At 69.6% G+C, this 20663-nt stretch carries 21 protein-coding genes; 8 read left to right on the top strand and 13 right to left on the bottom strand.

Annotated features, from left to right (window positions below; all coding sequences use genetic code 11):
• Positions 1-40 precede the first annotated feature (40 nt).
• Positions 41-253 (bottom strand): RNA-binding S4 domain-containing protein, encoded by a 213-nt coding sequence (locus ATL45_RS03670; RefSeq protein ID WP_093159025.1) that lies wholly within the window; start codon positions 251-253, stop codon positions 41-43.
• A gap of 141 nt (positions 254-394) precedes the next feature.
• On the opposite strand from ATL45_RS03670, the gene ATL45_RS03665 reads away from it, so the two are divergent.
• The gene (locus ATL45_RS03665) at positions 395-1324 is read left to right on the top strand and encodes a carbohydrate kinase family protein (RefSeq protein ID WP_093159023.1); all 930 of its coding nucleotides are present in this window, start codon (positions 395-397) and stop codon (positions 1322-1324) included.
• Between the two features lie 116 nt (positions 1325-1440).
• On the top strand, positions 1441-2880 hold the full coding sequence (locus tag ATL45_RS03660; RefSeq protein WP_093158930.1) for an alpha-amylase: 1440 nt from the start codon (positions 1441-1443) through the stop codon (positions 2878-2880).
• A 62-nt stretch (positions 2881-2942) separates the two neighbouring features.
• Here the strand turns inward: ATL45_RS03660 and ATL45_RS03655 are convergent, their stop codons facing one another.
• From ATL45_RS03655 to ATL45_RS03635, 5 genes are all read right to left on the bottom strand, one after another.
• Positions 2943-4139, bottom strand: coding sequence for a sialidase family protein (locus ATL45_RS03655; protein WP_093158928.1), 1197 nt, complete (start codon positions 4137-4139; stop codon positions 2943-2945).
• A 120-nt stretch (positions 4140-4259) separates the two neighbouring features.
• Positions 4260-5156, bottom strand: a complete 897-nt coding sequence (gene mmuM, locus ATL45_RS03650; RefSeq protein WP_093159020.1) for a homocysteine S-methyltransferase — start codon at positions 5154-5156, stop codon at positions 4260-4262.
• A gap of 281 nt (positions 5157-5437) precedes the next feature.
• A complete protein-coding gene (locus tag ATL45_RS03645) occupies positions 5438-6334 on the bottom strand; it encodes a sugar ABC transporter permease (protein ID WP_093158925.1) in 897 nt (298 codons plus the stop codon).
• A 1-nt stretch (position 6335) separates the two neighbouring features.
• Positions 6336-7253, bottom strand: coding sequence for a carbohydrate ABC transporter permease (locus ATL45_RS03640; protein WP_093158923.1), 918 nt, complete (start codon positions 7251-7253; stop codon positions 6336-6338).
• Between the two features lie 7 nt (positions 7254-7260).
• Positions 7261-8490: an extracellular solute-binding protein gene (locus tag ATL45_RS03635; RefSeq protein ID WP_093158920.1), complete on the bottom strand. Its 1230-nt coding sequence runs from the start codon at positions 8488-8490 to the stop codon at positions 7261-7263.
• 194 nt (positions 8491-8684) lie between these two features.
• Between ATL45_RS03635 and ATL45_RS03630 the strand changes: the two genes are divergently transcribed.
• The 3 genes from ATL45_RS03630 to ATL45_RS03620 all read left to right on the top strand — a co-directional run bounded on the left by ATL45_RS03630 (position 8685) and on the right by ATL45_RS03620 (position 12309).
• The gene (locus tag ATL45_RS03630; protein ID WP_093158917.1) at positions 8685-9707 is read left to right on the top strand and encodes a LacI family DNA-binding transcriptional regulator; all 1023 of its coding nucleotides are present in this window, start codon (positions 8685-8687) and stop codon (positions 9705-9707) included.
• A gap of 113 nt (positions 9708-9820) precedes the next feature.
• Positions 9821-11398, top strand: coding sequence for a glycoside hydrolase family 13 protein (locus ATL45_RS03625; protein ID WP_093158915.1), 1578 nt, complete (start codon positions 9821-9823; stop codon positions 11396-11398).
• Positions 11399-11460: 62 nt separating this feature from the next.
• Positions 11461-12309: a M23 family metallopeptidase gene (locus ATL45_RS03620; protein ID WP_093158912.1), complete on the top strand. Its 849-nt coding sequence runs from the start codon at positions 11461-11463 to the stop codon at positions 12307-12309.
• Positions 12310-12365: 56 nt separating this feature from the next.
• Here the strand turns inward: ATL45_RS03620 and ATL45_RS03615 are convergent, their stop codons facing one another.
• From ATL45_RS03615 to asnB, 4 genes are all read right to left on the bottom strand, one after another.
• The gene (locus tag ATL45_RS03615) at positions 12366-12671 is read right to left on the bottom strand and encodes a helix-turn-helix domain-containing protein (RefSeq protein ID WP_246025148.1); all 306 of its coding nucleotides are present in this window, start codon (positions 12669-12671) and stop codon (positions 12366-12368) included.
• Positions 12668-13021 carry a type II toxin-antitoxin system RelE/ParE family toxin gene (locus ATL45_RS03610; RefSeq protein ID WP_093158907.1) on the bottom strand — a complete coding sequence of 118 codons (354 nt, stop codon included), beginning with the start codon at positions 13019-13021 and terminating at the stop codon, positions 12668-12670. The genes ATL45_RS03615 and ATL45_RS03610 overlap by 4 nt, the downstream gene beginning before the upstream one ends.
• A gap of 42 nt (positions 13022-13063) precedes the next feature.
• Positions 13064-13819 carry an SDR family oxidoreductase gene (locus ATL45_RS03605; RefSeq protein ID WP_093158905.1) on the bottom strand — a complete coding sequence of 252 codons (756 nt, stop codon included), beginning with the start codon at positions 13817-13819 and terminating at the stop codon, positions 13064-13066.
• A 111-nt stretch (positions 13820-13930) separates the two neighbouring features.
• Entirely contained in the window at positions 13931-15859 is a 1929-nt protein-coding gene (gene asnB, locus ATL45_RS03600) for an asparagine synthase (glutamine-hydrolyzing) (RefSeq protein WP_093158902.1), read from the bottom strand.
• Between the two features lie 367 nt (positions 15860-16226).
• On the opposite strand from asnB, the gene ctaC reads away from it, so the two are divergent.
• From ctaC to ATL45_RS03585, 3 genes are all read left to right on the top strand, one after another.
• The gene (ctaC, locus tag ATL45_RS03595) at positions 16227-17183 is read left to right on the top strand and encodes an aa3-type cytochrome oxidase subunit II (RefSeq protein WP_093158899.1); all 957 of its coding nucleotides are present in this window, start codon (positions 16227-16229) and stop codon (positions 17181-17183) included.
• A 42-nt stretch (positions 17184-17225) separates the two neighbouring features.
• A complete protein-coding gene (locus tag ATL45_RS03590; protein ID WP_093158897.1) occupies positions 17226-17624 on the top strand; it encodes a cytochrome c oxidase subunit 4 in 399 nt (132 codons plus the stop codon).
• A 348-nt stretch (positions 17625-17972) separates the two neighbouring features.
• Entirely contained in the window at positions 17973-18257 is a 285-nt protein-coding gene (locus tag ATL45_RS03585) for an Lrp/AsnC family transcriptional regulator (protein ID WP_093158894.1), read from the top strand.
• Positions 18258-18287: 30 nt separating this feature from the next.
• Here the strand turns inward: ATL45_RS03585 and trpD are convergent, their stop codons facing one another.
• The 3 genes from trpD to ATL45_RS03570 form a co-directional block, all read right to left on the bottom strand.
• Complete coding sequence (gene trpD / locus ATL45_RS03580) at positions 18288-19322, bottom strand: anthranilate phosphoribosyltransferase (RefSeq protein WP_177242090.1); 1035 nt, start codon at positions 19320-19322, stop codon at positions 18288-18290.
• A 359-nt stretch (positions 19323-19681) separates the two neighbouring features.
• The gene (locus ATL45_RS03575) at positions 19682-20089 is read right to left on the bottom strand and encodes a response regulator (RefSeq protein ID WP_093158889.1); all 408 of its coding nucleotides are present in this window, start codon (positions 20087-20089) and stop codon (positions 19682-19684) included.
• Positions 20090-20203: 114 nt separating this feature from the next.
• Positions 20204-20641, bottom strand: coding sequence for a hypothetical protein (locus tag ATL45_RS03570; RefSeq protein WP_246025783.1), 438 nt, complete (start codon positions 20639-20641; stop codon positions 20204-20206).
• Positions 20642-20663 lie beyond the last annotated feature (22 nt).

Below are 20663 nucleotides of genomic sequence, written 5' to 3'. Positions count from 1 at the left end.
GCGGTGGTGGCAAGGACGACCACCGCCGCGCACCAGCGGTTCAGCGGGTGACGACCCGGATGATCTCGGAGCCCAGGACGATCTCGTCGCCTTCGGTGAGCTGCTTGCCGCGGCGGGTCTCCACCGCGCCGTTGACCTGGACCAGGCCTTCCTCCAGGACCTCCTTCGCCTCCGCACCGTGCTCGACCAGGCCGGACAGCTTCAGCAGCTGGCCGAGCCGGATCACGTCGTCCCGGATCTCCACTTCGCGCATGCCCCCATTGTCCGCCGTCGCGCGCGGCGGCCGGACGCCCCCGGCGGCGGTACTCTCGGTGCGCGTGCGCTCACCTGCAGCGACATCCGGGAGGTCGCCGTGCCCGTCGCCGTCACCGGCAGCATCGCCACCGATCACCTGATGCACTTCCCCGGCCGGTTCACCGACCAGCTCGTCGCCGACAACCTCGCGCAGGTCTCGCTGAGCTTCCTGGTCGACGACCTCGTGGTGCGGCGGGGCGGTGCCGCGGCCAACATCGCCTTCGCGCTGGGCGTGCTGCGCCAGCGGCCGGTGCTGATCGGCGCGGTGGGCGATGACTTCGCCGACTACCGCTCCTGGCTGGAGCGCCACGGCGTGGACTGCTCGGGCGTGCACGTCTCGGAGGTCGCGCACACCGCTCGGTTCGTGTGCACCACCGACGAGGAGTTCAACCAGATCGCCTCCTTCTACACCGGCGCGATGGCCGAGGCCCGCAACGTGGAGCTGGCGCCGGTGCTCGACCGCTCCGGTGCGGACCTGGTGCTGATCGGCCCGAACGATCCGCTGGCGATGCTGCGGCACGCCGACGAGTGCAGGCAGCGCGGCTACCCGTTCGCCAGCGATCCCTCGCAGCAGCTGGCCCGGCTCGACGGCGCGCAGGTGCGGCGGGTGGTCGAGGGCGCGGAGTACCTGTTCAGCAACCAGTACGAGTGGGGCCTGCTGCTGCAGAAGACCGGGTGGACCGAGTCCGACGTGCGGGAGCGGATCGGCGTCCGGGTCACCACGCTCGGCGCGGCGGGCGCGGAGGTGGTCGCGGGCGACGGGACCCGGCTGCTGGTGCCCGCGGTGCCGGAACGCGGGCGGGTCGATCCGACCGGGGTGGGCGACGGGTTCCGGGCGGGTTTCCTCGCCGGGGTCCAGTGCGGACTGTCGTGGGAGCGGGCCGCGCAGCTCGGGTCGTTGGTCGCGGTGCACGTCCTGGAGGTGACCGGGACGCAGGAGTGGTCGCTGGACCACGGTCGCGCGCTGCGGCGCTTCACCGACGCCTACGGGGCCGCAGCGGCGACGGACGTCGCACCGCTGCTGGCATAGTCTGCAAATTTTTGCAGGCATCAGAGCAGCTCAAGCCTGGTTCTGATGGCGTATTGACTTAACTCGCGCAAGAAAATGTGATCGATGGCAACCCGCTCGAAGCTGAGGAGGTTGTCATGCGATTGGCATTGCTCGCGTTCGCCGCGGCGGTCGGCGGCACCGCGCTGGTGCCCACCGGGGCAGCAGAGGTGCCCGCCACCGCTCCGGTGCGCGGACCGATCGTCCAGATGTTCCAGTGGCCGTGGGACTCCGTCGCGCGGGAGTGCACCGACTTCCTGGGGCCCAGGGGATTCGGCGCCGTCCAGGTGTCCCCGCCGCAGGAGCACGTCGTGCTCGGTGACAAGGGCCATCCCTGGTACCAGGACTACCAGCCGGTCAGCTACCAGCTGGAGAGCCGCCGCGGCGACCGGGAGCAGTTCGCCGCGATGGTGCGCACCTGCAACGCCGCGGGCGTGGAGATCTACGTCGACGCGGTGGTGAACCACATGAGCGGCTCCGGATCGGCGGGCAGCGGGCCGGGCAGCGGCGGCTCCACCTTCGAGAAGTACGTCTACCCGGGCCTGTACTCCGACGCCGACTTCCACGGCTGCCGCCGCGACATCGCCAACTACCAGGACAAGTGGGAGGTGCGCAACTGCGAGCTGGTCGGCCTGGCGGACCTGGCGACCGAGTCGGAGTACGTGCGCAACACCCAGATCGGCTTCCTCAACGACCTGATCGGACTGGGTGTCTCCGGTTTCCGGGTGGACGGCGTCAAGCACATGCCGCCGGAGGACGTCGGCGCGATCTTCGGTGCGCTGCAGGACGTTCCCGGCACCGGCGCGCGGCCCTACGTCTTCCAGGAGGTGATCGCGGACGGCACGACGACGGCGGGGGAGTACACCGGCAACGGTGACGTGACCGAGTTCGGCTACTACGGCGTCGTCGCCAACGCCTTCCGGGACGGCTCGCTGGCGCAGCTGGCGAACCTGCCGGAGCGGATGTCGCTGCCGAGCGACCAGGCGGTGGTGTTCATCGACAACCACGACACGCAGCGCAGCTCGCCGATCCTGACCTACAAGGACGGCGTCACCTACGACCTCGCGGTCGCCTTCGAGCTCGCCTACCCGTACGGGACGCCGCAGCTGATCTCCGGTTTCGCCTTCGACAACAGCGACGCCGGGCCGCCCGCCGAGGCGGACGGCACCACGCAGGCGGCCAGTTGCGACAACTCGGCGTGGGTGTGCGAGCACCGGCGGCCGGCGATCGCCGGGATGGCCGGGTTCCACGGTGCGGTGCGGGACACCGGGCTGGCGAACTGGTGGGACAACGGCGGCGGCCAGATCGCATTCGGCCGCGGGGACAAGGGATTCGCGGTGTTCAACCGGGAAGGCGGCGAGCTCGCCCGGACCTTCCAGACCTCGTTGCCCGCCGGGACCTACTGCGACGTGATGAGCGGCGAGCTGGTGAACGGGTCGTGCACCGGTGCGACTGTCGAGGTCGGTGCGGACGGCGGTTTCACGGCCGCTGTCGCGCCGAACTCGGGACTCGCCTTGCACGTCGGCGCGAAGCTCTGAGCAGGTGCCGTGAGCACTTTGTGGCGCTATGGCCCCGCAAAGTGCTCACGGGTCACCGGTTCTCAGCGGGCCAGGTCGTTCTCGCTGAACCTCGCGTAGCGGATCGTCTGGTGCGCGTCCTGCGATTCCTGGGAGCCCGCCTCGTAGAGCAGGCCCGCCCAGCCGCCGCCCAGGTTGATCAGGTCGGAGTACGCCGACCACGTCGCGTCCACCACCGTGCCGACCTCCTGCCAGGTCGCGCCCTCGTCGGAGGAGGTGCGGATCCGCATGGTGTGGCGGCGGTGGTCCATGTTCGGATCGGTGTTGTACGGCCCGGAGAACAGGATCAGGTTGCTCGGGTCACCGGCGGTCGTCGCGCGCAGCCGGACCACCGAGCCCTGCACCACAGGTCCGCGCAGCTGCGGCACGATCGAGAACGTTTCGCGGAAGGTCTCGCCGCCGTCGGCGCTGACCGCGTGCGCCCGGTTGCCGTCGGCCACGGTGGTCCCGGAGTTGTCCTGGTTGCGGGCGGCGACGTAGAGCTCGGCGTCGACGGTCTCCAGCAGGCTGAGCTCCTGCGGCTTGATCTTCTCGCCGGTCCGGTCGTCCAGGGCGCCGAGCTGCCAGGTCGTGCCGCCGTCGTCGCTGTGCACGATCCCGGCGCCCTTGAGCCCGTCGGCTCCCTCGTAGTTGATGCCCGCGACCATCCGGCCCTCGTGCTCGCCGCGGGTCATCTGCAGGCCGTGGCCGGGGCCGGTGGCGTACCACTTGGTCCACTCCGGCTTCTTCAGCTGCGGCTGCGCCACCGGCTCGGTCCACTGCTTGCCGCTCGGATCCGTGCTGTGCTGCAGGAAGGGCGTTCGGCGGCAACCGCTGCCGTTGCAGTCCGGGCCCGGGTTGTGCGTGGTGAGCAGCGAGATGCGGCCGGTCTCGCGATCCACGACCGGCACCGGGTTGCCGCGGGTGTCGCCGTCGCCGGGGGAGACGAGTTCCAGCTTCTGCCAGGACTTCCCGTCATCGGTGGAGCGCTTGAGGACCACGTCGATGTAGCCGGTGTCGTCGCAGTTGTTCCGCCGGGCTTCGGCGAACGCGAGCAGCGCGCTGCGGTCCTGGGTGCGCACGATCGCGGGGATGCGGAAGCAGTTGTAGCCGCCCTCGCCCTTGGTGAACACGGTCGTCCCGCTGATCGCCAGCGGTTCCCCGGTGGACACCTGGGTCGCACCCAGGCACAGCAGAGCGGCTCCGGCCGCCGCCCCCACGATCTTGGTGATCCGGCGCATGCCCCGTCCCTTTCGCCGATGGATACCGAATTCCACCGCGAAGGTATCGGTTGGAAAAGAACCTTCTGATGAACTATCAGGTAAAAGCGTGCCAGGATCGGCGGTTCGGCCCAACCGGGCTCAGTCCACCGGATCAATCAGCGCTTCCGCGATCGCCGAGATGTCCTCGGGGCCGACCCGGCAGCAACCGCCGATCAGCTGCGCACCGGCCGCTTGCCAGCTGCGCGCGAGGTCAGCGACCGGAGCCGCGCGACCGGTCCAGGACCGCCGCTGCGCATCCCAGACCTCACCGCTGTTCGGGTACACCACGACAGGCTTCTCCGTTGTGGCGCGGGCGATTTCGATCGCGGGCAGCACGTCCTCGGGTGCCGAGCAGTTGACGCCGACCGCGATGATCGCGGCGTCGTCGGCGACGGCGAAGGCCTCCGCCAGCGGTTGTCCGGCGCGCGTGCGGTCGCCGTCGATGGTGAACGACAGCCAGGCCGGGACCTCCACCCCGTCCAGCGCGTCGACCAGGGCTTCCGCCTCGTCGACGTCCGGGACCGTCTCCAGCGCGAAGACGTCCGGGACGGATTCGGCCAGCACTTCCAGCCGTGGCCGGTGGAAGTCGCGCAGCTCGCGCTTGGTGCGTCCATACCGGCCGCGGTACTCCGAGCCGTCGGCGAGCATCGCGCCGTAAGGACCGATCGAGGCCGCCACCCACCGGTGCCGTCCCGGCTCGACGTCGCCGGCCAGCCGGGCCAGCTCCACGCTGCGGTGCATCAGCTTGGCGGCCTCGTCGCGCTCGATGCCGCGCGCCGCGAAGCCCTCGAAGCTCGCCTGGTAGCTCGCCGTCGTCGCGATCTCGGCCCCGGCGCGGAAGAACGCGGCGTGCGCGGCCACGATCTCCTCCGGCGAATCGGCCAGCAGCCGGGCCGACCACAGCGAGTCGGAGAGGTCGTGCCCGCGCGCCTCCAGCTCGGTGGCCAGACCGCCGTCGAGGATCGTGGTCGTACCACCGAGCGTGAACGCCGTCATGCCGCCAGCGTAGTGGTGCGAAGGCCCGCGCACGAGCACGCCACCACCCCGGGCTCCCCGGTTTCCACAGGCCTTCCGGGACGTCGGTGCGCCCGGAGTCCGACACGCCGGTGGATGCCGGGAAGGTGTGCGATTTCAATGGAAATCAGGTCTTCGACTTCAATGGAAATTGCACGACAGTCGGCGTGTCGGGTGCCCGACACGCCGACTGTGCGTCGGGTTCTGCGCGATTTCAATGGAAATCAGACGTCCGATTTCCATTGAAATTGCGTGCTCCGGCCTCAGGACTTGACGCTGCCCGCGGTGAGGCCGCCGACCAGGAAGCGCTGGACCAGGTAGAAGACCAGCACCGCGGGCACCGCCACCAGGACCGATGCCGCCGCCAGGTGGCCCCATTCCGCGCGGTTCTGCTGGACGAACACCTGCAGGCCCACCGCCAGGGTCTTCGAGCGGTCGTCGGCGGACAGGAACGCCGAGGCGAAGGCCACCTCGCTCCAGGCCACGATGAACGAGTAGAACGCCGTCACCGCCAGGCCCGGCCTGGCCAGCGGCAGGACCAGCCGCCAGAACACGCCGAACGGCGAGAGCCCGTCCACCCGCCCCGCCTCGTCGATCTCACCGGGGATCCCGTCGAAGTAGCCCTTCAGCATGTAGGTGCAGAACGGGATGGCGGTGCTGCAGTACACCAGCACCAGGCCGGGCGCGCTGCCCTGCAGGCCCAGCGCCAGCAGGATGTTGTACAGCGGCACGATCAGCACCGCGAACGGGAACATCTGCACCACCAGGAACGACAGCAGCAGCCACCGCCTGCCCGGGAAGCGGAACCGGCTGGCCGCGTAGGCGGTGGTGGCCGCCAGCAGCACGCCGAGCACCGTGGTCAGCGCCGCGATCAGCACCGAGTTGCCGAACCAGCTCAGGAACGCGCCCTTCGCGCCGGACAGCACGTTCCAGTAGTTGTCCACTGTGGAGTCGGCGAACAGCGTCGGGGTGCGCTCGATGGCCTTGGCGTCCGGCTTGAACGACACCACCAGCACCCAGAACACCGGGAACACCGCGATCAGCGAGGCCACCACCAAGGTCGCGTGCAGACCGATGCTGGCCGCCGTGGAGCGCTTGCGCCGCGCCGGCGGCCGGACCGCCGCGGTCGTGGCGCGCAGCGAGGCCGCGTCGATGGACATCTCAGAGCACCTCCCCGTGCCTGCGCATCGCGCGGCGGTAGACGGTCGCGAACACCAGCAGGACCGACAGCACGAGCACGCCGTAGGTGGAGGCGATCGCGTAATCCCGGGTGGCACCGGAGAAGAACCGCTCGAAGGCGTAGGTGACCAGGATCCGGGTGTGCGGGTTGTTGCCGGTGATCAGGTAGATGACCGGGAACATGTTGAACGTCCAGATCACCCCGAGCAGCACCACCGAGCTCGACACCGACCGCAGCCCCGGCAGCGTCACGTGCACGAACCGCTGCCACGGCGACGCCCCGTCGATCTCGGCGGCCTCGTGCAGATCGGCCGGGATCGACTGCAGCCCGCCCAGCAGCGCCACCATCATGAACGGCACGCCCAGCCAGACGTTGACGACGATCACCGACACCAGCGCCAGGTCGGACTGCCCCAGCCACACCTGCGCGGGCAGTCCCACCGACTCCAGCGCCCAGTTGATCAGCCCGTACTCGGCGTTGAACAGGTACCGCCAGGCGAAGGCGCTGATGAACACCGGCACCGCCCACGGCAGGATCAGCAGCACCCGGTACAGCCCGCGGAACCGGAGCTGCCGGTTGAGCAGCACCGCCAGCGCCAGGCCGATCGCGTAGTGGAAGAACACGCAGGCGCCGGTCCAGATGACGGTGCGCCCCAGCGTCGCCCAGAACGAGCCGTACGCCGGATCGCCGGAGAGCACGTTGAGGTAGTTGGCGAGTCCGGTGAACTCGTAGCTCGCCTCGCGGTCCAGCACCGGGTTGGCGATGTTGGTGTCGTTGATGTCGGTGAAGCCGAAGAACAGCCCCTGCAGCAGCGGCAGCGCCACGAGCAGCGCGAGCACCACCACGACCGGCAGGACCATCGCGTAGGCGAACCAGTACCGCGCGAACAGATTCCGCATGCCGGCCTCAGCGCTGGGCGTAGCCGGGGACGACGGAGGTCTGGTAGGTCCGCGCGACTTCGTCGAGCGCGGCGCCGGTTTCCTTCTGCCCGGCCAGGATCTCGGCGTAGGCGGTCTGCAGCGGCTCCAGCAGCTCGGCGTTCTCCGGGATCCACGGCCGTTCGTGCGTGTCGGCGGCCAGCGGCCGGAACGCCGAGACGACCGGGTTCCGCGCCACCGCGGGGTCGTCGTAGGCGGACTGGCGGGTCGGCAGCAGCCCGAGCTGCGCGGCGATCTTCGCCTGGTTCTCGGTGCTGCTCATGCACTGGACGAACTTCACCGCCGACTCCGTGGCGTCGCTGCCCTGCCGGATCACGTAGTCGTGGCCGCCGACCGGTGAGGTGCCCGCGCCGGGCAGCGGCGCGATGCCGAGGTTGGCCGGATCGGCGAACTGCTCGGACTGGGTGTACTCCGCGACCGCCCACGGCCCGTCGATGACCATCGCCACCTCGCCGGAGGTGAACGCGGCCTTCATCGTGGTGTAGGAGTTCGGCTGGTCGAGCGCGGTGCGGGCCGCCTTGGCGTCGATCAGGTCCTTGGCCGTCTGCACCCCGCGCACGGATTCGGGGGAGTTCACCGTGATGATCCGGGATCCGGTGTCGACCAGGTCGCCGCCGTGGGCGTAGAGGAACGGCAGCGCGTAGTACTCGTCGTTGTTGATGAACAGCGCGCGGTCGCCGCCGAGCGCGGGCGCGATCGAGCGGAGCTCGTCCCAGCTCTTCGGCGGTTCGACGCCCGCCTGCGCCAGCTGGGCCTTGTTGTAGAAGAGCGCCAAGGCGTCGGTGACCTGCGGGACGGCGTAGGTCTTGCCCTCGTGCTTGGTGGATTCCAGCGGTGCGGGCAGGAAATCGGCGGTGTCGGCGGCCAGCGGGGTGTCCGAGAGGTCCTGGATCAGCCCGGCCTTCGCGAGCTGGGCGACCCAGCCGACGTCGGAGCGCAGCACGTCCGGTCCCTGCCCGCCCTGCGCCGCGGTCTTGTAGTTGTTCAGCGCCTGGTCGAATGCGACCGTTTCGACGCGCACCTGGTAGCCGCCGGTGCGCGCGCAGTCGGCCGCGATCTCCCGGAACACCCCGCTCTCCGCGGAACCGCTGGTGTCCCAGAAGACGACCTCACCGGGGTTGCCGCTGCTGCCGCCGCACCCGGCGGCGAGCACGCCGACCAGGCCCAGGGCGGCGCCGACCATGACCTTGGGTCTCATGTCCGGACCTCCTGCTTGCAAAAATTTGCGAACACTTGGCGTCAAATTGCATACCCAAGATGTGATGCAAGTCAAGGTGTTCAGCGATCATCGGCAAAGTTCTCGTGATCAATCAGCGGTAGAGGTTTGCAAAATATTTCGATCATGTGCAGGATTGCGGCAGCAAGTGGTCCCGGCGCGACAGGAGCGGAGCAGTGGCGGGTCTGGCCGATATCGCCCAGGCGGCGGGGGTGAGCGTGTCGACGGTGAGCCGAGTGCTCAACCGCAAGGCGGGCATCAAGGAGGAGACCCGGCAACGAGTACTCGAAGTCCTCAACCAGATGCCGCACACCGCGCGCGGCACCGGCGCGCTGCGCCGCACCGGGGTCATCGGCCTGCTGGTGCCGGAGCTGTCCAACCCGGTCTTCCCGGCCTTCGCCGAGGCGCTGGAAGGCCGCGCCTCGCTGGCGGGCTACTCGTCGCTGCTGTGCAACACCCGCGCGGCGATGACCGAGAAGGACTACGTCCGGATGCTGGTCGCGCGGGGCGTCGAGGGCATGATCTTCGTGTCGCCGGAGATCGCCAACCCGGACAACGACGAGCGCCGCAGCCGCGGCTACTACGAGAAGCTGCGCGCCGAAGGCGTCCGGATGGTGTTCGTCAACGGCAGCACGCCGAGCCTGGACGTCCCGGACATCACCGTCGACGAGCACCTGGCCGGCCACACCGCCGCCCGGCACCTGCTGGAACTGGGCCACCGCCGCATCGGCTTCGTCAGCGGCCCGGCCCGCGCCCTGCCCTCCCGGATGAAGCGGGCGGGATGGGCGTCGGCGCTGGAGGAGGCCGGCATCGAGCCGAGCGCGGAACTCGTCGCGCACGCGCCGTTCGGAGCGGAGGGCGGTGCGCAGGCCATGGGCGAACTGCTCGACGGCCCGCGGCCGACCGCGGTCCTGTGCTCGTCGGACGTGATGGCGCTCGGCGCGATGCGGGAGGCCAAGCGGCGGGGGCTGGCCACGCCGGAGGACATCTCGGTGGTCGGCTTCGACGACATCCCGCTGGCCGCCTACTGCCAGCCCGCGCTGACCACGCTGGCCCAGCCGATCCGCGACATGGCCGCCGCGGCGGTCGACGAACTGACCCGCCAGCTCGACCCGGACGAACCGGTGCGGGCCTCGACCAACTTCAGCCGGATGTTCCGGCCGAACCTGATCGTCCGCGAATCCACCCGGCGGTTGTGAGGGCGTCCGTGCGCGTTTCGGGGTGCCCTGCGCCCCGAAACGCGCACGGGTCCACCTCGGCACTGCAGCCGCCCCACCTCGGTACGCGTCGTGAACCTCATGAGGAGCAGCGAATGACGAATTGGTGGCGTGACGCCGTCGTTTACCAGGTCTACGTGCGCAGCTTCGCCGACGGCGATGGCGACGGGATCGGCGACCTGGCCGGCATCCGGGAGCGGCTGCCGCACCTGGTGTCCCTCGGCGTGGACGCCGTGTGGCTGACCCCGTTCTACCCGTCGCCGATGGCCGACGGCGGCTACGACGTGGCCGACTACCGCGACGTGGACCCGACCTTCGGCACGCTCGCCGACTTCGACGCGCTGCTCGACCGCGCCCACGAGCTGGGTCTGCGGGTGCTCGTCGACGTCGTGCCCAACCACACCTCCGACCAGCACGAGTGGTTCGCCGAAGCGCTGGCCGCCGCGCCGGGCGATCCGGCCCGCGACCGGTACCTGTTCCGCGAAGGCCGCGGCGAGCACGGCGAACTGCCGCCCAACGACTGGGAATCCGTCTTCGGCGGCCCGGCCTGGACCAGGGTCGCCGACGGCCAGTGGTACCTGCACCTGTTCGACCCGCGGCAGCCCGACCTGAACTGGCGGAACCCGCAGGTGCGCGCGGACTTCCGCGAGGTGCTGGCGTTCTGGCTGGACCGCGGGGTGGACGGCTTCCGCATCGACGTGGCGCACGGCATGATCAAGCACCCGGAGCTGCCCGACACCGGGCTGGACGAGCAGATCTCCCTGCTGGGGCGCGGAGAACTGCCGTACTTCGACCAGGACGAGGTGCACGAGATCTACCGCGACTGGCGGCAGCTCTTCGACTCCTACCGGGGCGAGCGCATCGGGGTGGCCGAGGCGTGGGCGTCGACCAGCGAACGGCTGGCCCGGTACGTGCGCCCCGACGAGCTGCACCAGGCGTTCAACTTCGCGCTGCTGGAAGCGCCCTGGTCGGCCGCGGACTTCCGGAGGGTGGTGGTGGAATCGCTGGCCACCACGGCGGAAGTCGGCGCGACCACCACCTGGGTGCTCGGCAACCACGACGTCCAGCGCCCGGTGACCCGCTACGGGGACGGTGACCTCGGCGCGCGGCGGGCCCGCGCCGCGGCGCTGTTCAGCTTCGCGCTGCCCGGCTCGGTGTACGTCTACCAGGGCGAGGAGCTCGGCCTGCCCGAGGTGCTGGACCTGCCCGACGACGTGCGCCAGGACCCGATCTGGACGCGCTCCGGTGGCACCGACCCGGGCCGCGACGGCTGCCGGGTGCCGATGCCGTGGTCCGGCGACACGCCGCCGTTCGGCTTCAGCGCGGGGGAGAGCTGGCTGCCGCTGCCGGAGGAGTGGAAGACCGCGACCGTCGCCGAGCAGGAGAGCAGCGGAGGTTCCGTGCTGCGCACCTACCGCGACGCGCTGGCGCTGCGGCGTGCGATCCCCGCACTCGGCGACGGTGAGCTGGAGTGGGTGGACGCGCCCGAGGGCGTGCTGGCGTTCCGCCGCGGCCCGGACTTCGTGTGCGCCACCAATTTCGGCACCGAGCCGGTCGCGCTGGAATTGCCCGGCGAACTGCTCTGCCGCAGCGACGCCGCGACCGGCTGGGACGGTGTGCTGCCCGGCGCGACCGCGGTGTGGCTGGGAAAGATTCACGGAGAATCCGCCTAATAGGTCTGTTCTTGCCCATTGCGGCGTGGTCGCATGAATCCCCTTGTAACTGGAGGTGGTTCATGTTGCGACGATTAGGCACGGGCGTGGCGGCACTCGCGCTCGCGGCGGTCGGCGTGGTCGGGCTCGGGCAGGCACCCGCGTCCGCCGCGCCGAACTTCCAGGTCCCGTTCGAATGCGGCGTCACGGTGACGGCCGCGACCTTCAGCGGCCACAACCCGGCGAACTCGGTGGACTTCCAGAAGTCCGGCATCACCGGCATGCCGGTGCTCGCCTCGGCGGCGGGCACCGTCACGCGGGTCGCCAACGAGGGCAGCACCAGCTACGGCCGCTGGATCGAGCTCGACCACGGCAGCGGCTGGCGCACCCGCTACGCCCACCTGTCCGCCCAGAACGTCTCGGTGGGCCAGAAGGTCTCCCTGGGTGCGAAGATCGGTGCCGCGGGCGCGACCGGCGGAGTGACCGGCCCGCACCTGCACTACGAGCAGATCCAGAACGGCACCGTGGTCAAGGCGAAGCTCAACGGCGTTGCCGTGCCGTACTTCGACAAGACCTCGTTCACCAGCAAGAACAACTGCGGTGGCAACCCGTACTCGCCGACCGAGGTGTGCGGGTCCGGGTACAGCGTGATCAACTCCAAGGCGCTGGCCAACGGTGCGGGCACCGTCTACCTGCTCTACAACGCCTCGAACGCGAACAACTGCGTGGTGACGCTCAAGTCGACGTCGCTGGGCAAGGCATCCCCGACGGCGGCCTTCCTGGAGGTCCAGGGCAAGCCGCGGGTGACCGACTCCGGTGACTTCACCTACTACGCGGGCCCGGTCCGCCAAGCGGCCGGCGCGACCTGCGTGAAGTGGGGCGGTTCGGTCGGCTCCAACGCCTACGAGAGCCCCTTCGAGCACTGCGGCTGACCCCCCCGGTCGTGAGTGCGAAAGCACCCCCAAAAGGGCTTTCGCGCTCACGACCGTCACGCTGCCGAGCTCCGGGAGTCGAACCGCACGACCAGCTCAACGCCAAGCGCCCGCGCCAGCCGTTCGAGGAGCGGGATGGTCGGAACGGTGCCTCCGGCCTCGAAGCGGGCCACGGCTGGCTGCGACATCCCAGCGGCTTCGGCGAGCTGGGCCTGCGTCCAAGACCGCTGCTCCCGAAGTTCACGGGTGGTCCGACCCAGCTCGAAGGCGATCCGGGTGGCTTCGTACGCCTCGCTGGCCCCCGGTTCTGCCATACGGCGATCACGCAGCGACTGCCAATCCGATTCGACCACTGTCGTCACTCCCCAATGTGCTCATCCACGGTGTGCGCTTCGCTGAAGCAGCGGCGGAATGCCCGCCACGCCCGTTCGACCTCGCGACTTTCTCGCATCCGCTTTTTGCGAAAAGCGGTGAGGAGCACGATCCGCCGTCCCGAGGTGATCCAGTACGTGATCCGGACCGGGTCGCCATCGAGATGGAATCGGAGCTCCCGTAACTTGCCGCGAAGCTGCTTGGTGTACGGCTCGTCGAGCAGCGGCCCCCGTTCAGCGAGGAGGTCGATGTAGAAGGCGGCTGTCGAGAAGTGCGCAACGGACAGTCCTTCCAACCAGGCTCGAACTTCCGACTCCAGCTCTACGGTACCCCAGATCATACCATCGATGATATGAGCCGCCGTAATTTCACCAATGGGCGATCACTGGTTCAGCCAGTCCTGCCAGGTGGGGCCTTCGGTGGGGTGGTCCGGGAGGGTGAGGGCTCCGGCGCGGAAGGCCTTGCCCAGGGCTCCTGGGACGTGGAGGGGGAACTGGGGCCTGCGGCGGCCCCGGGCTTCGAGCCAGGCCGTGGTGAGCTCCTTGAAGGTCAGGACCTCGGGGCCGCAGATGTTGGTGATCTGCTTCGACGGGCCCGCCGCCAAGTTCTCCGCGATGGCTCGCGCGACCACGGCGGGGTCGACCGGCTGGCCGGGGACCTTGGACGGGACCGGCATCAGCGGGAGGCGGGCCGCGCCCGAGAGCACCATGTCGATCGCCGGGTGGAACTGCGTGGCGCGCACGATCGACCACGGCACCCCGTCGCGCACCAGCTCCTCGCCCGCGAGCTTCTGCCTGAAGAACTTCCACGGGATGTCGTCGATGCCCACGATGGACGCGAACAGCAGGTGGCCGACGCCGGCCCGCCGCGCCGCGTCGCGGAGCCGCTGGGTGCCGTCCACATCGGTCTGCTGCGTGTACTTGCCCTTGTACGGGCTCGACGCCAGGTGCGCGATCGCGTCGACGTCCTGCACCGCGCCGTCGAGGCCCTCCCCGGTGGCCAGGTCCGCCTGGCGCCATCCCGCGTCCGGCGCCGCGCGCCTGCTCATCCGCACCACGTCGTGCCCCGCTGCCAGCAGCGCCGGGACCACCTGCTGCCCCAACGTCCCGGTCGCGCCGGTGACGAGAATCCGCATCATGTCCTCCTGTCGTTCACCGGGAGGACGGAGCGGCGCGGCGAAGTGTGACAGGGAAAGCGAACGGCCCGCCCACCTGGCGAGAGGTGAACGGGCCGTCCGCGGTGCGAAGCCTCAGAGGCGGACCGGGTAGTGCGGTTCCGGAACCTCGGGGGACAGGCGCCCTTCGATGAAGATGCCGTGCCAGAGCATGAACACCAGCAGCGCCCACAGGCGGCGGCTGTGGTCCAGCACGCCGGAGCGGTGCTCCTCCAGCAGCTGCAGCACCGCGGTGCGGTTGAGCAGGTGATCGGTCTGCGACTGCTGGATGATGTTGCGCGCCCAGTCGTGCATCTCGTCGCGCAGCCAGTGCTTGATCGGCACCGGGAAGCCCAGCTTGCGCCGGTTGATCACGTGCGCCGGGACCACCTGGTACATCGCCTGGCGCAGCGCGTACTTGGTGGTCTCCTTGGTGATCTTCTGCTCCAGCGGGACCGTGCTGGCGACCCGGAAGACCTCCGGGTCCAGGAACGGCACCCGCAGCTCCAGCGAGTTGGCCATGGTCATCTTGTCGGCCTTGACCAGGATGTCGCCGCGCAGCCAGGTGAACAGGTCCACGTGCTGCATCCGGGTCACCGGGTCCCAGTTCGCCGACTGCCGGTACGGGCCCGAGGTGACGTCGCGGTGCGACACGCCCGGGTCGAAGCTGCGCATCACGTTGCGCAGCTGGTCGTCCCGGAAGATCCGCGCGTTGCCGTAGTAGCGGTCCTCCAGGCTCAGCGCGCCGCGGCGCAGCAGGTCCTTGCCGCGCACGCCCTCCGGGATTGCGGTGGAGACCCGGCCCATCGCCTTGCGCAGCGCGCCCGGCACCTTCTCGAACGGCGCCAGCGACAGCGGCTCGCGGTAGATCGTGTAGCCGCCGAACAGCTCGTCGGCGCCCTCACCGGAGAGCACCACCTTGACGTGCTGGCGCGCCTCGCGGGCGATGAACCACAGCGGCACCAGCGCCGGGTCGGCCACCGGGTCGTCCAGGTACCAGACGATCAGCGGCAGCGCCTCCATCATCTCCTCGGCGGAGACGGTGCGGACCACGTGCTTGACCCCGATCGCCGCGGCCGACTCGGCGGCCACGTCCACCTCCGAGTAGCCCTGCCGCTCGAAACCGGTGGTGAAGGTGATCAGGTTCGGGTTGTGCTCCTTGGCCAGCGCCGCGATCGCGGTGGAGTCGATGCCGCCGGACAGGAACGCCCCGACCGTGACGTCGGCGCGCATGTGCTTGGCCACCGAGTCGCGCATCACGTCGACGATCTCGTTGTGCAGCCGCCGCGCGTCGGCGTCGGTGTTGACCGGCCGGGAGTGGAAGTTCGGCTGGAAGTACCGCTCGGTGACCAGCTGGCCGCCGGGCGACACGGTGAACGAGGTGCCCGACTCGATGCGGCGGATCTGCCGGTGCAGCGTCTCCGGCTCCGGCACGTACTGCAGCTGCAGGTAGTGCTGCATCGCCTTGTGGTCGAGCTCCTCGGCGATGCGCAGCGTGCTGGCCAGGCTCAGCAGGCTCTTCTTCTCGCTGGAGAAGGCGGTGCCGCCCGGGCCGGCCGCGTAGAACAGCGGCTTGATGCCGAACGGGTCGCGCGCGCCGAAGACCACCTTGCGCTCGTTGTCCCAGATCAGGAACGCGAACATGCCGCGCAACCGGCCGACCATGGACGTGCCGAGGTAGTGGTAGGCGGCGACGATCACCTCGGTGTCGCCGTCGGTGCTGAACCGGGCACCGAAGCGCTCGATCAGCTCGGCCCGCAGCTCCAGGTAGTTGTAGATCTCACCGTTGAAGTTGATGGTGTACCGCCGCGGCGTCTCCGGCGGTCCCCAGGTCAACGGCTGGTGAGAGTGCTCCAGGTCGATGATCGACAGTCGGTTGAAGCCGAAGACGACCTCACCGCCCTGCCAGGTGTCGCTTTCGTCCGGTCCTCGGTGTCGCTGGCACGGCAGCGCGTTGGCCACCGCGTTAACCGCGAATCCGGCGTTCTCTTCCGTGGGACAGATCAGTCCAAGCAGGCCGCACACGCGTCTGGAGCACCTCTTCGAGTCGGCGATGTCGTCTCTCTGGAGCCTCCCCCCGAAGGCTCGCCCCAGTATGCCGTCCGCCCGCACGCGCGTTGCACGCGCGGGGGAGCAGCTGTTCGAGCTGGCATACATAAAGCCGGGCACCCGCAGTCCGGGCGGGCGCTGAGGTTCCGCTACCCGCACCGCCACGCAAAACGAGTTCGTCGGACAAGTTCCAAGTCGATCGACGCCCCCGGAGCAGTATCGCGGCTACACCTGGGCTAGAGTCTGCGCAGGATTCCGGCGGCAGATCCGGCGGTCCGGCTTCGCGGCCGGGCTCGGATCACCCGGCCGCACCGGTGAGTTTTGCACGAGGAGGCGTCGCGCAGTGGGCCTGAAGGAGGGGACCCGAGTGCCACGGCTGGTCAAAGTCGCTGGGCTGATCGGCCTGGTTGGTGTCGCGGCCACGGGTTGCACGACCGATGAGGTCCTGCGGTTCGGATGGCCGGAGGGTGTCACCCCGCAGGCCGATTCGATGCGAACCCTGTGGACTTGGTCGGTCATCGCGGCACTCGCGGTAGGCGTGTTGGTCTGGGCACTGATCTTCTGGTCGGTCGCCTTCCACCGCAAGAAGAAGGGTGACGAGGAGCTGCCCCGGCAGTTCCAGTACAATCTGCCGCTCGAGCTGATCTACACGGCCATCCCGTTCGTGCTGGTCGTCGTGCTGTTCTACTTCACGGCGACCACCCAGAACTACGTGCTGGCCAAGCCCGCGAACCCGGACCAGAAGGTCAACGTGGTCGCGTTCCAGTGGAACTGGGAGTTCAACTACCCCGAGTACAAGACGCCGGACGGGCAGCCGGTGCGCACCGTGGGCAGCAGCAGCGAGATCCCGCTGCTGGTCCTGCCGACCGACGAGCGCATCGAGTACACGCTGAGCGCCACCGACGTCATCCACTCGTTCTTCGTTCCGGAGTTCCACTTCAAGCGGGACACCTTCCCGCACCCGAACAAGAACAACCAGGACAACGTCTTCCAGAACACCATCGACCGGGAAGGTTCGTTCGTCGGCCGCTGCGCCGAGCTGTGCGGCACCTACCACGCGATGATGAACTTCGAGGTCAGGGCGCTGTCCCCGGACAAGTTCGACCGGTACATGGAGCTGCGCACGCAGGTCAACCCGGCGACCACCCAGCCGTACACGGCGGCGGAGGCGCTGACCCAGCTCGGCAAGGAGCGGCAGGACTGCGGCGAGCTGTGCGAGCCGTTCGCGGTGACCGGCGTTCCGTTCAACACCGAACGCACCGGCGGAGCACCTTCCGGTCAGCTGGTCGGGACCAAGTAGTGGTGCCCTCGACAGGGCGTACGGCGTGAGAGCGAGGACTCCATGAAGATCGAATCCCGGATCTTCAACATCATCACCATCTTCTTCTTCCTGTCCGCGATCGTGTACGGGCTCTGGGCCAAGGAGCCGGTGGGCACCGTGGCGCTGGTCCTGGTCGGCGGCCTCTCCCTGATCATCGGCAGCTACTTCTCGTTCGTGGCCCGCCGGATCGAGGACCGGCCGGAGGACAACCCGGACGCGGAGATCAGCGATGGTGCCGGCGAACTGGGCTTCTTCAGCCCGGGCAGCTACTGGCCGGTCGGCGTGGCGGGCGCTGCTGCCTTCGCCGGCGTCGCCCTGGCGTTCTTCCACGTGTGGATGATCGTCCTGGCGGTCGGCTTCCTGCTGATCATGGTCGCCGGTCTGGTGTTCGAGTACCACACCGGCCAGGGCCACCACTGACGAAGAACTAGCGATCAGGCCCCCGAGTCCCAAAGGGATTCGGGGGCCTGATTCGGTCTAGCAGATCGAATTCCAAGCTCGTTTTGCGTAGCGGTGCGGGTGGCGGAACCTCAGACGCCGCCTGGTCTGCGGGAGCCCGTTCTGATGTATGTCCGATACACGGCGAACGGGCTGTCCTTGCCAGGCGACGTCTGAGAACCCGCGGCGGTGCAAGTGCCGTGGGTGGGTTATGCGCCTGCGGCGCATGCGACAACTCGTACTGTCACTGCTGAAGGCGCCGCACCGGCGGGCCAGAAGGAATCGATCGTCTAGCATCGGTTCCGCATCCAGCTGCAGGAGGTAATTCCCGTGATCACCGCGATCGTGCTGATCCAGACCGCCGCCGACCGGCTCGCCGAGGCGGCCCAGGAGATCGCCGACCTGGACGGCGTCGACGAGGTCTACTCCTGCGCGGGTGACGTCGACCTGATCGCGATGCTGCGCGTCCGCCGCCACGAGGACCTGGCCGACATCGTGCCGGGCCGGATCAACAAGGTGGCGGGCGTCCTGGACACCGACACCCACATCGCCTTCCGCTCCTACTCCCGGAAGGACGCGGAAGCGGCCTTCTCCATCGGGCTGGAAGAGGAGTGACGCCCGGCGCTGACCGCCGCCGGGCAGTGGTCAGCGCAGCGCGGTCGACGTCCTCGCCCAGCGGCTCAACAGCTCCGCGGCCGCTCCCGAGTCGATCGCCTCGCCGACCCGGCCCAGCGCGGCCCCGAGCTGCGCGCTGATGTCCTCTCCCGGGCCTTCGTAGGCGACCATCGCACCGGCCGCGTTCAGCAGCACAGCGTCGCGCACCGGGCCCTTCGCGCCCGCCAGGAGGTCGTGCACGGCCTTCGCGTTCACCACGGCGTCGCCGCCCTGCAGGTCCTCCGGCCGGGCGTAGGCGATGCCGAAGTCCCGCGGATCGATCCGGTCCTCGCGGACCATCCCGTCGTGCACCACCCAAGCGGTGCTCGGCGTCGTGGTGGTGATCTCGTCCATGCCGTCGTCGCCGCGCACCACCAGCGCGGACTTGCCGCGGGCGGCGAACACCTCGGCCACCACCGGCGCCATCCGGCGATCGGCGCAGCCGATCAGGCCGGCCACCGGGCGCGCCGGGTTGGTCAGCGGGCCCAGCAGGTTGAACGCGGTAGGGATGCCGATCTCGCGGCGCGGGCCGCCTGCGTGCTTGAAGCCGGGGTGGAACACCGGCGCGAAGCAGAACCCGATGCCGACCTCCTCGACGCAGCGCCGCACGCCCTCCGGCGGCAGGTCGATGGCCACGCCCAGCTCCTCCAGCACGTCGGCCGTGCCGCACTTCGACGAGGCCGCCCGGTTGCCGTGCTTGACCACGGTGATGCCCGCGGCGGCGAGCACGATCGCGGCCATGGTGGAGATGTTCACGCTGCCGGAGCGGTCGCCGCCGGTGCCGACGATGTCCACCGCGCGCTGGGCGATGTCGACGGGGCGCGCGTGCTCGAGCATGGCGTCGGCCATGCCGCGGATCTCGGCAGGGGTCTCGCCCTTGGCGCGCAGCGCGACGACGAACGCCGCGACCCGCGCCGGGGTGGCCTCCCCGGACATGATCAGGTCCATCGCCCAGGCGGTGTCCTCCGCGGAGAGGTCCTCACCCGCGACCAGGCTGCCCAGCAGTCCCGCCCAGCTTCCCGCCATGGTTCCCACGCTTCTTCTTCCGTGCTGATGGCTGTTCTTAGTCACTTTACGTAGATGGTCACTCAGCGGAACCTCAGAGGCTCCCTGGACTGCGGGAGCCCTTCCTGATGTATGTCCAATACACGGCGGAAGGGCTGTCCTCGCCAGGAAGCCTCTGAGAACCCGCCGGTGGTCGTCTTGCACGGGTGGGTGCAAGCGGCTGGCGCCGCTTCACAAGCGCGGACGGCTTCGCCGACAGGTTCTTGGACCAGCGCCGACAGCGGCGGACCGAGAGGGGGCCGCCGCCGTAGTCGTCTGGAGTTCCGGTACCCACATCCGACCGCGGTCAATCCGCGCCGGAGGGGTTCAGTCGGCCAGGGTCAGGCCGGGACCGGCTTGCCGCTGGTGCGCAGCACCTCGGCGACGGTCTCGGCCGCGGCCAGCGGGTCGAGCGGGTGCACCAGCACCGCGTCGGCCTGCGACCAGGTGGCGAGCCATCGGTCGTCCTTGCGGCGCACCGACACGACCACCGGCGGGCAGTCGTCGATCTCGTTCTTCAGCTGCCGCGACACGCCCATGCCACCGGTGGGCTGCGCCTCGCCGTCCAGGATCACCAGGTCCGCCCTGCCCGCGTCGACCTCGCTGAGCACGTCGGCGACGGTGCCGACCTCCACGTAGTGCAGCCGGCCCAGATCCGGAGCCGGGCGCCGACCGATCGCTGTGATGATCGCCTCCCGGACCTCGGGGCGGTGGCTGAACACGAGAACGGTGGTGGTCGGTGCGCTCATCGACGGCTCCTCAGTGTCTGCGGGACGCCCCGGCGGTGGGCCGGGCGAGGTCGCGAACTTCCCCGGATGCTAGCGGCCGGACCGGGACGAACAGTAGTCGCCCGGCGAAATCGATCAGCTCGGCGCGTCCGGGCCCGGCTGCAGCGCGTCCCAGCCGTAGACCTGGCCGCCGTGCCGCTGGGCCAGCCCGGCCATCCGCGAGCTCTCCTGTGAGCAATGCAACGCATCGAGTTCCTGAACACGCAGCGCGATCATCGCGGTCAGTCCGGGGCCGCCGCGCTCCGCTCCGCGCCCGCCGGGGCGCAGATCCCAGCCGTCGGCGCTCAGCAGACCGCGGGCCGATTCGATCGAGCGCTCCGGCAGCGCCAGGTGGTGGCGCAGCACCGCAGGTAGTCCGGACTGCCACTCATCCGCTCGGGCTAGCGCCGTCGAGGCCGCCTCGGTCTCGTCGTAGGCGGTCACCACGACCCGCAGCGCCGGATCATCGGCGCTGATCACGGGCTTGCGGCGGGCGCGGCGGGCGGCCAGCCGGGCGGACCAGCGGGCGCGGATGCCTTTCACGGTGCGTCACCTC

The sequence above is a fragment of the Saccharopolyspora antimicrobica genome (genome assembly GCF_003635025.1).
Classification (GTDB): Bacteria; Actinomycetota; Actinomycetes; order Mycobacteriales; family Pseudonocardiaceae; genus Saccharopolyspora; species Saccharopolyspora antimicrobica.
Note: the sequence above shows the minus strand (reverse complement) of the source record. Positions and strands in the feature narration are given on the sequence as shown.

Coding starts and splice junctions, on each gene's coding strand:
- ATL45_RS03670 (WP_093159025.1), bottom strand. CDS start 253: ATGCGCGAAGTGGAGATCCGGGACGACGTGATCCGGCTCGGCCAGCTG.
- ATL45_RS03665 (WP_093159023.1), top strand. CDS start 395: ATGCACTTCCCCGGCCGGTTCACCGACCAGCTCGTCGCCGACAACCTC.
- ATL45_RS03660 (WP_093158930.1), top strand. CDS start 1,441: ATGCGATTGGCATTGCTCGCGTTCGCCGCGGCGGTCGGCGGCACCGCG.
- ATL45_RS03655 (WP_093158928.1), bottom strand. CDS start 4,139: ATGCGCCGGATCACCAAGATCGTGGGGGCGGCGGCCGGAGCCGCTCTG.
- mmuM (WP_093159020.1), bottom strand. CDS start 5,156: ATGACGGCGTTCACGCTCGGTGGTACGACCACGATCCTCGACGGCGGT.
- ATL45_RS03645 (WP_093158925.1), bottom strand. CDS start 6,334: ATGTCCATCGACGCGGCCTCGCTGCGCGCCACGACCGCGGCGGTCCGG.
- ATL45_RS03640 (WP_093158923.1), bottom strand. CDS start 7,253: ATGCGGAATCTGTTCGCGCGGTACTGGTTCGCCTACGCGATGGTCCTG.
- ATL45_RS03635 (WP_093158920.1), bottom strand. CDS start 8,490: ATGAGACCCAAGGTCATGGTCGGCGCCGCCCTGGGCCTGGTCGGCGTG.
- ATL45_RS03625 (WP_093158915.1), top strand. CDS start 9,821: ATGACGAATTGGTGGCGTGACGCCGTCGTTTACCAGGTCTACGTGCGC.
- ATL45_RS03620 (WP_093158912.1), top strand. CDS start 11,461: ATGTTGCGACGATTAGGCACGGGCGTGGCGGCACTCGCGCTCGCGGCG.
- ATL45_RS03610 (WP_093158907.1), bottom strand. CDS start 13,021: ATGATCTGGGGTACCGTAGAGCTGGAGTCGGAAGTTCGAGCCTGGTTG.
- ATL45_RS03605 (WP_093158905.1), bottom strand. CDS start 13,819: ATGATGCGGATTCTCGTCACCGGCGCGACCGGGACGTTGGGGCAGCAG.
- ATL45_RS03590 (WP_093158897.1), top strand. CDS start 17,226: ATGAAGATCGAATCCCGGATCTTCAACATCATCACCATCTTCTTCTTC.
- trpD (WP_177242090.1), bottom strand. CDS start 19,322: ATGGCGGGAAGCTGGGCGGGACTGCTGGGCAGCCTGGTCGCGGGTGAG.
- ATL45_RS03575 (WP_093158889.1), bottom strand. CDS start 20,089: ATGAGCGCACCGACCACCACCGTTCTCGTGTTCAGCCACCGCCCCGAG.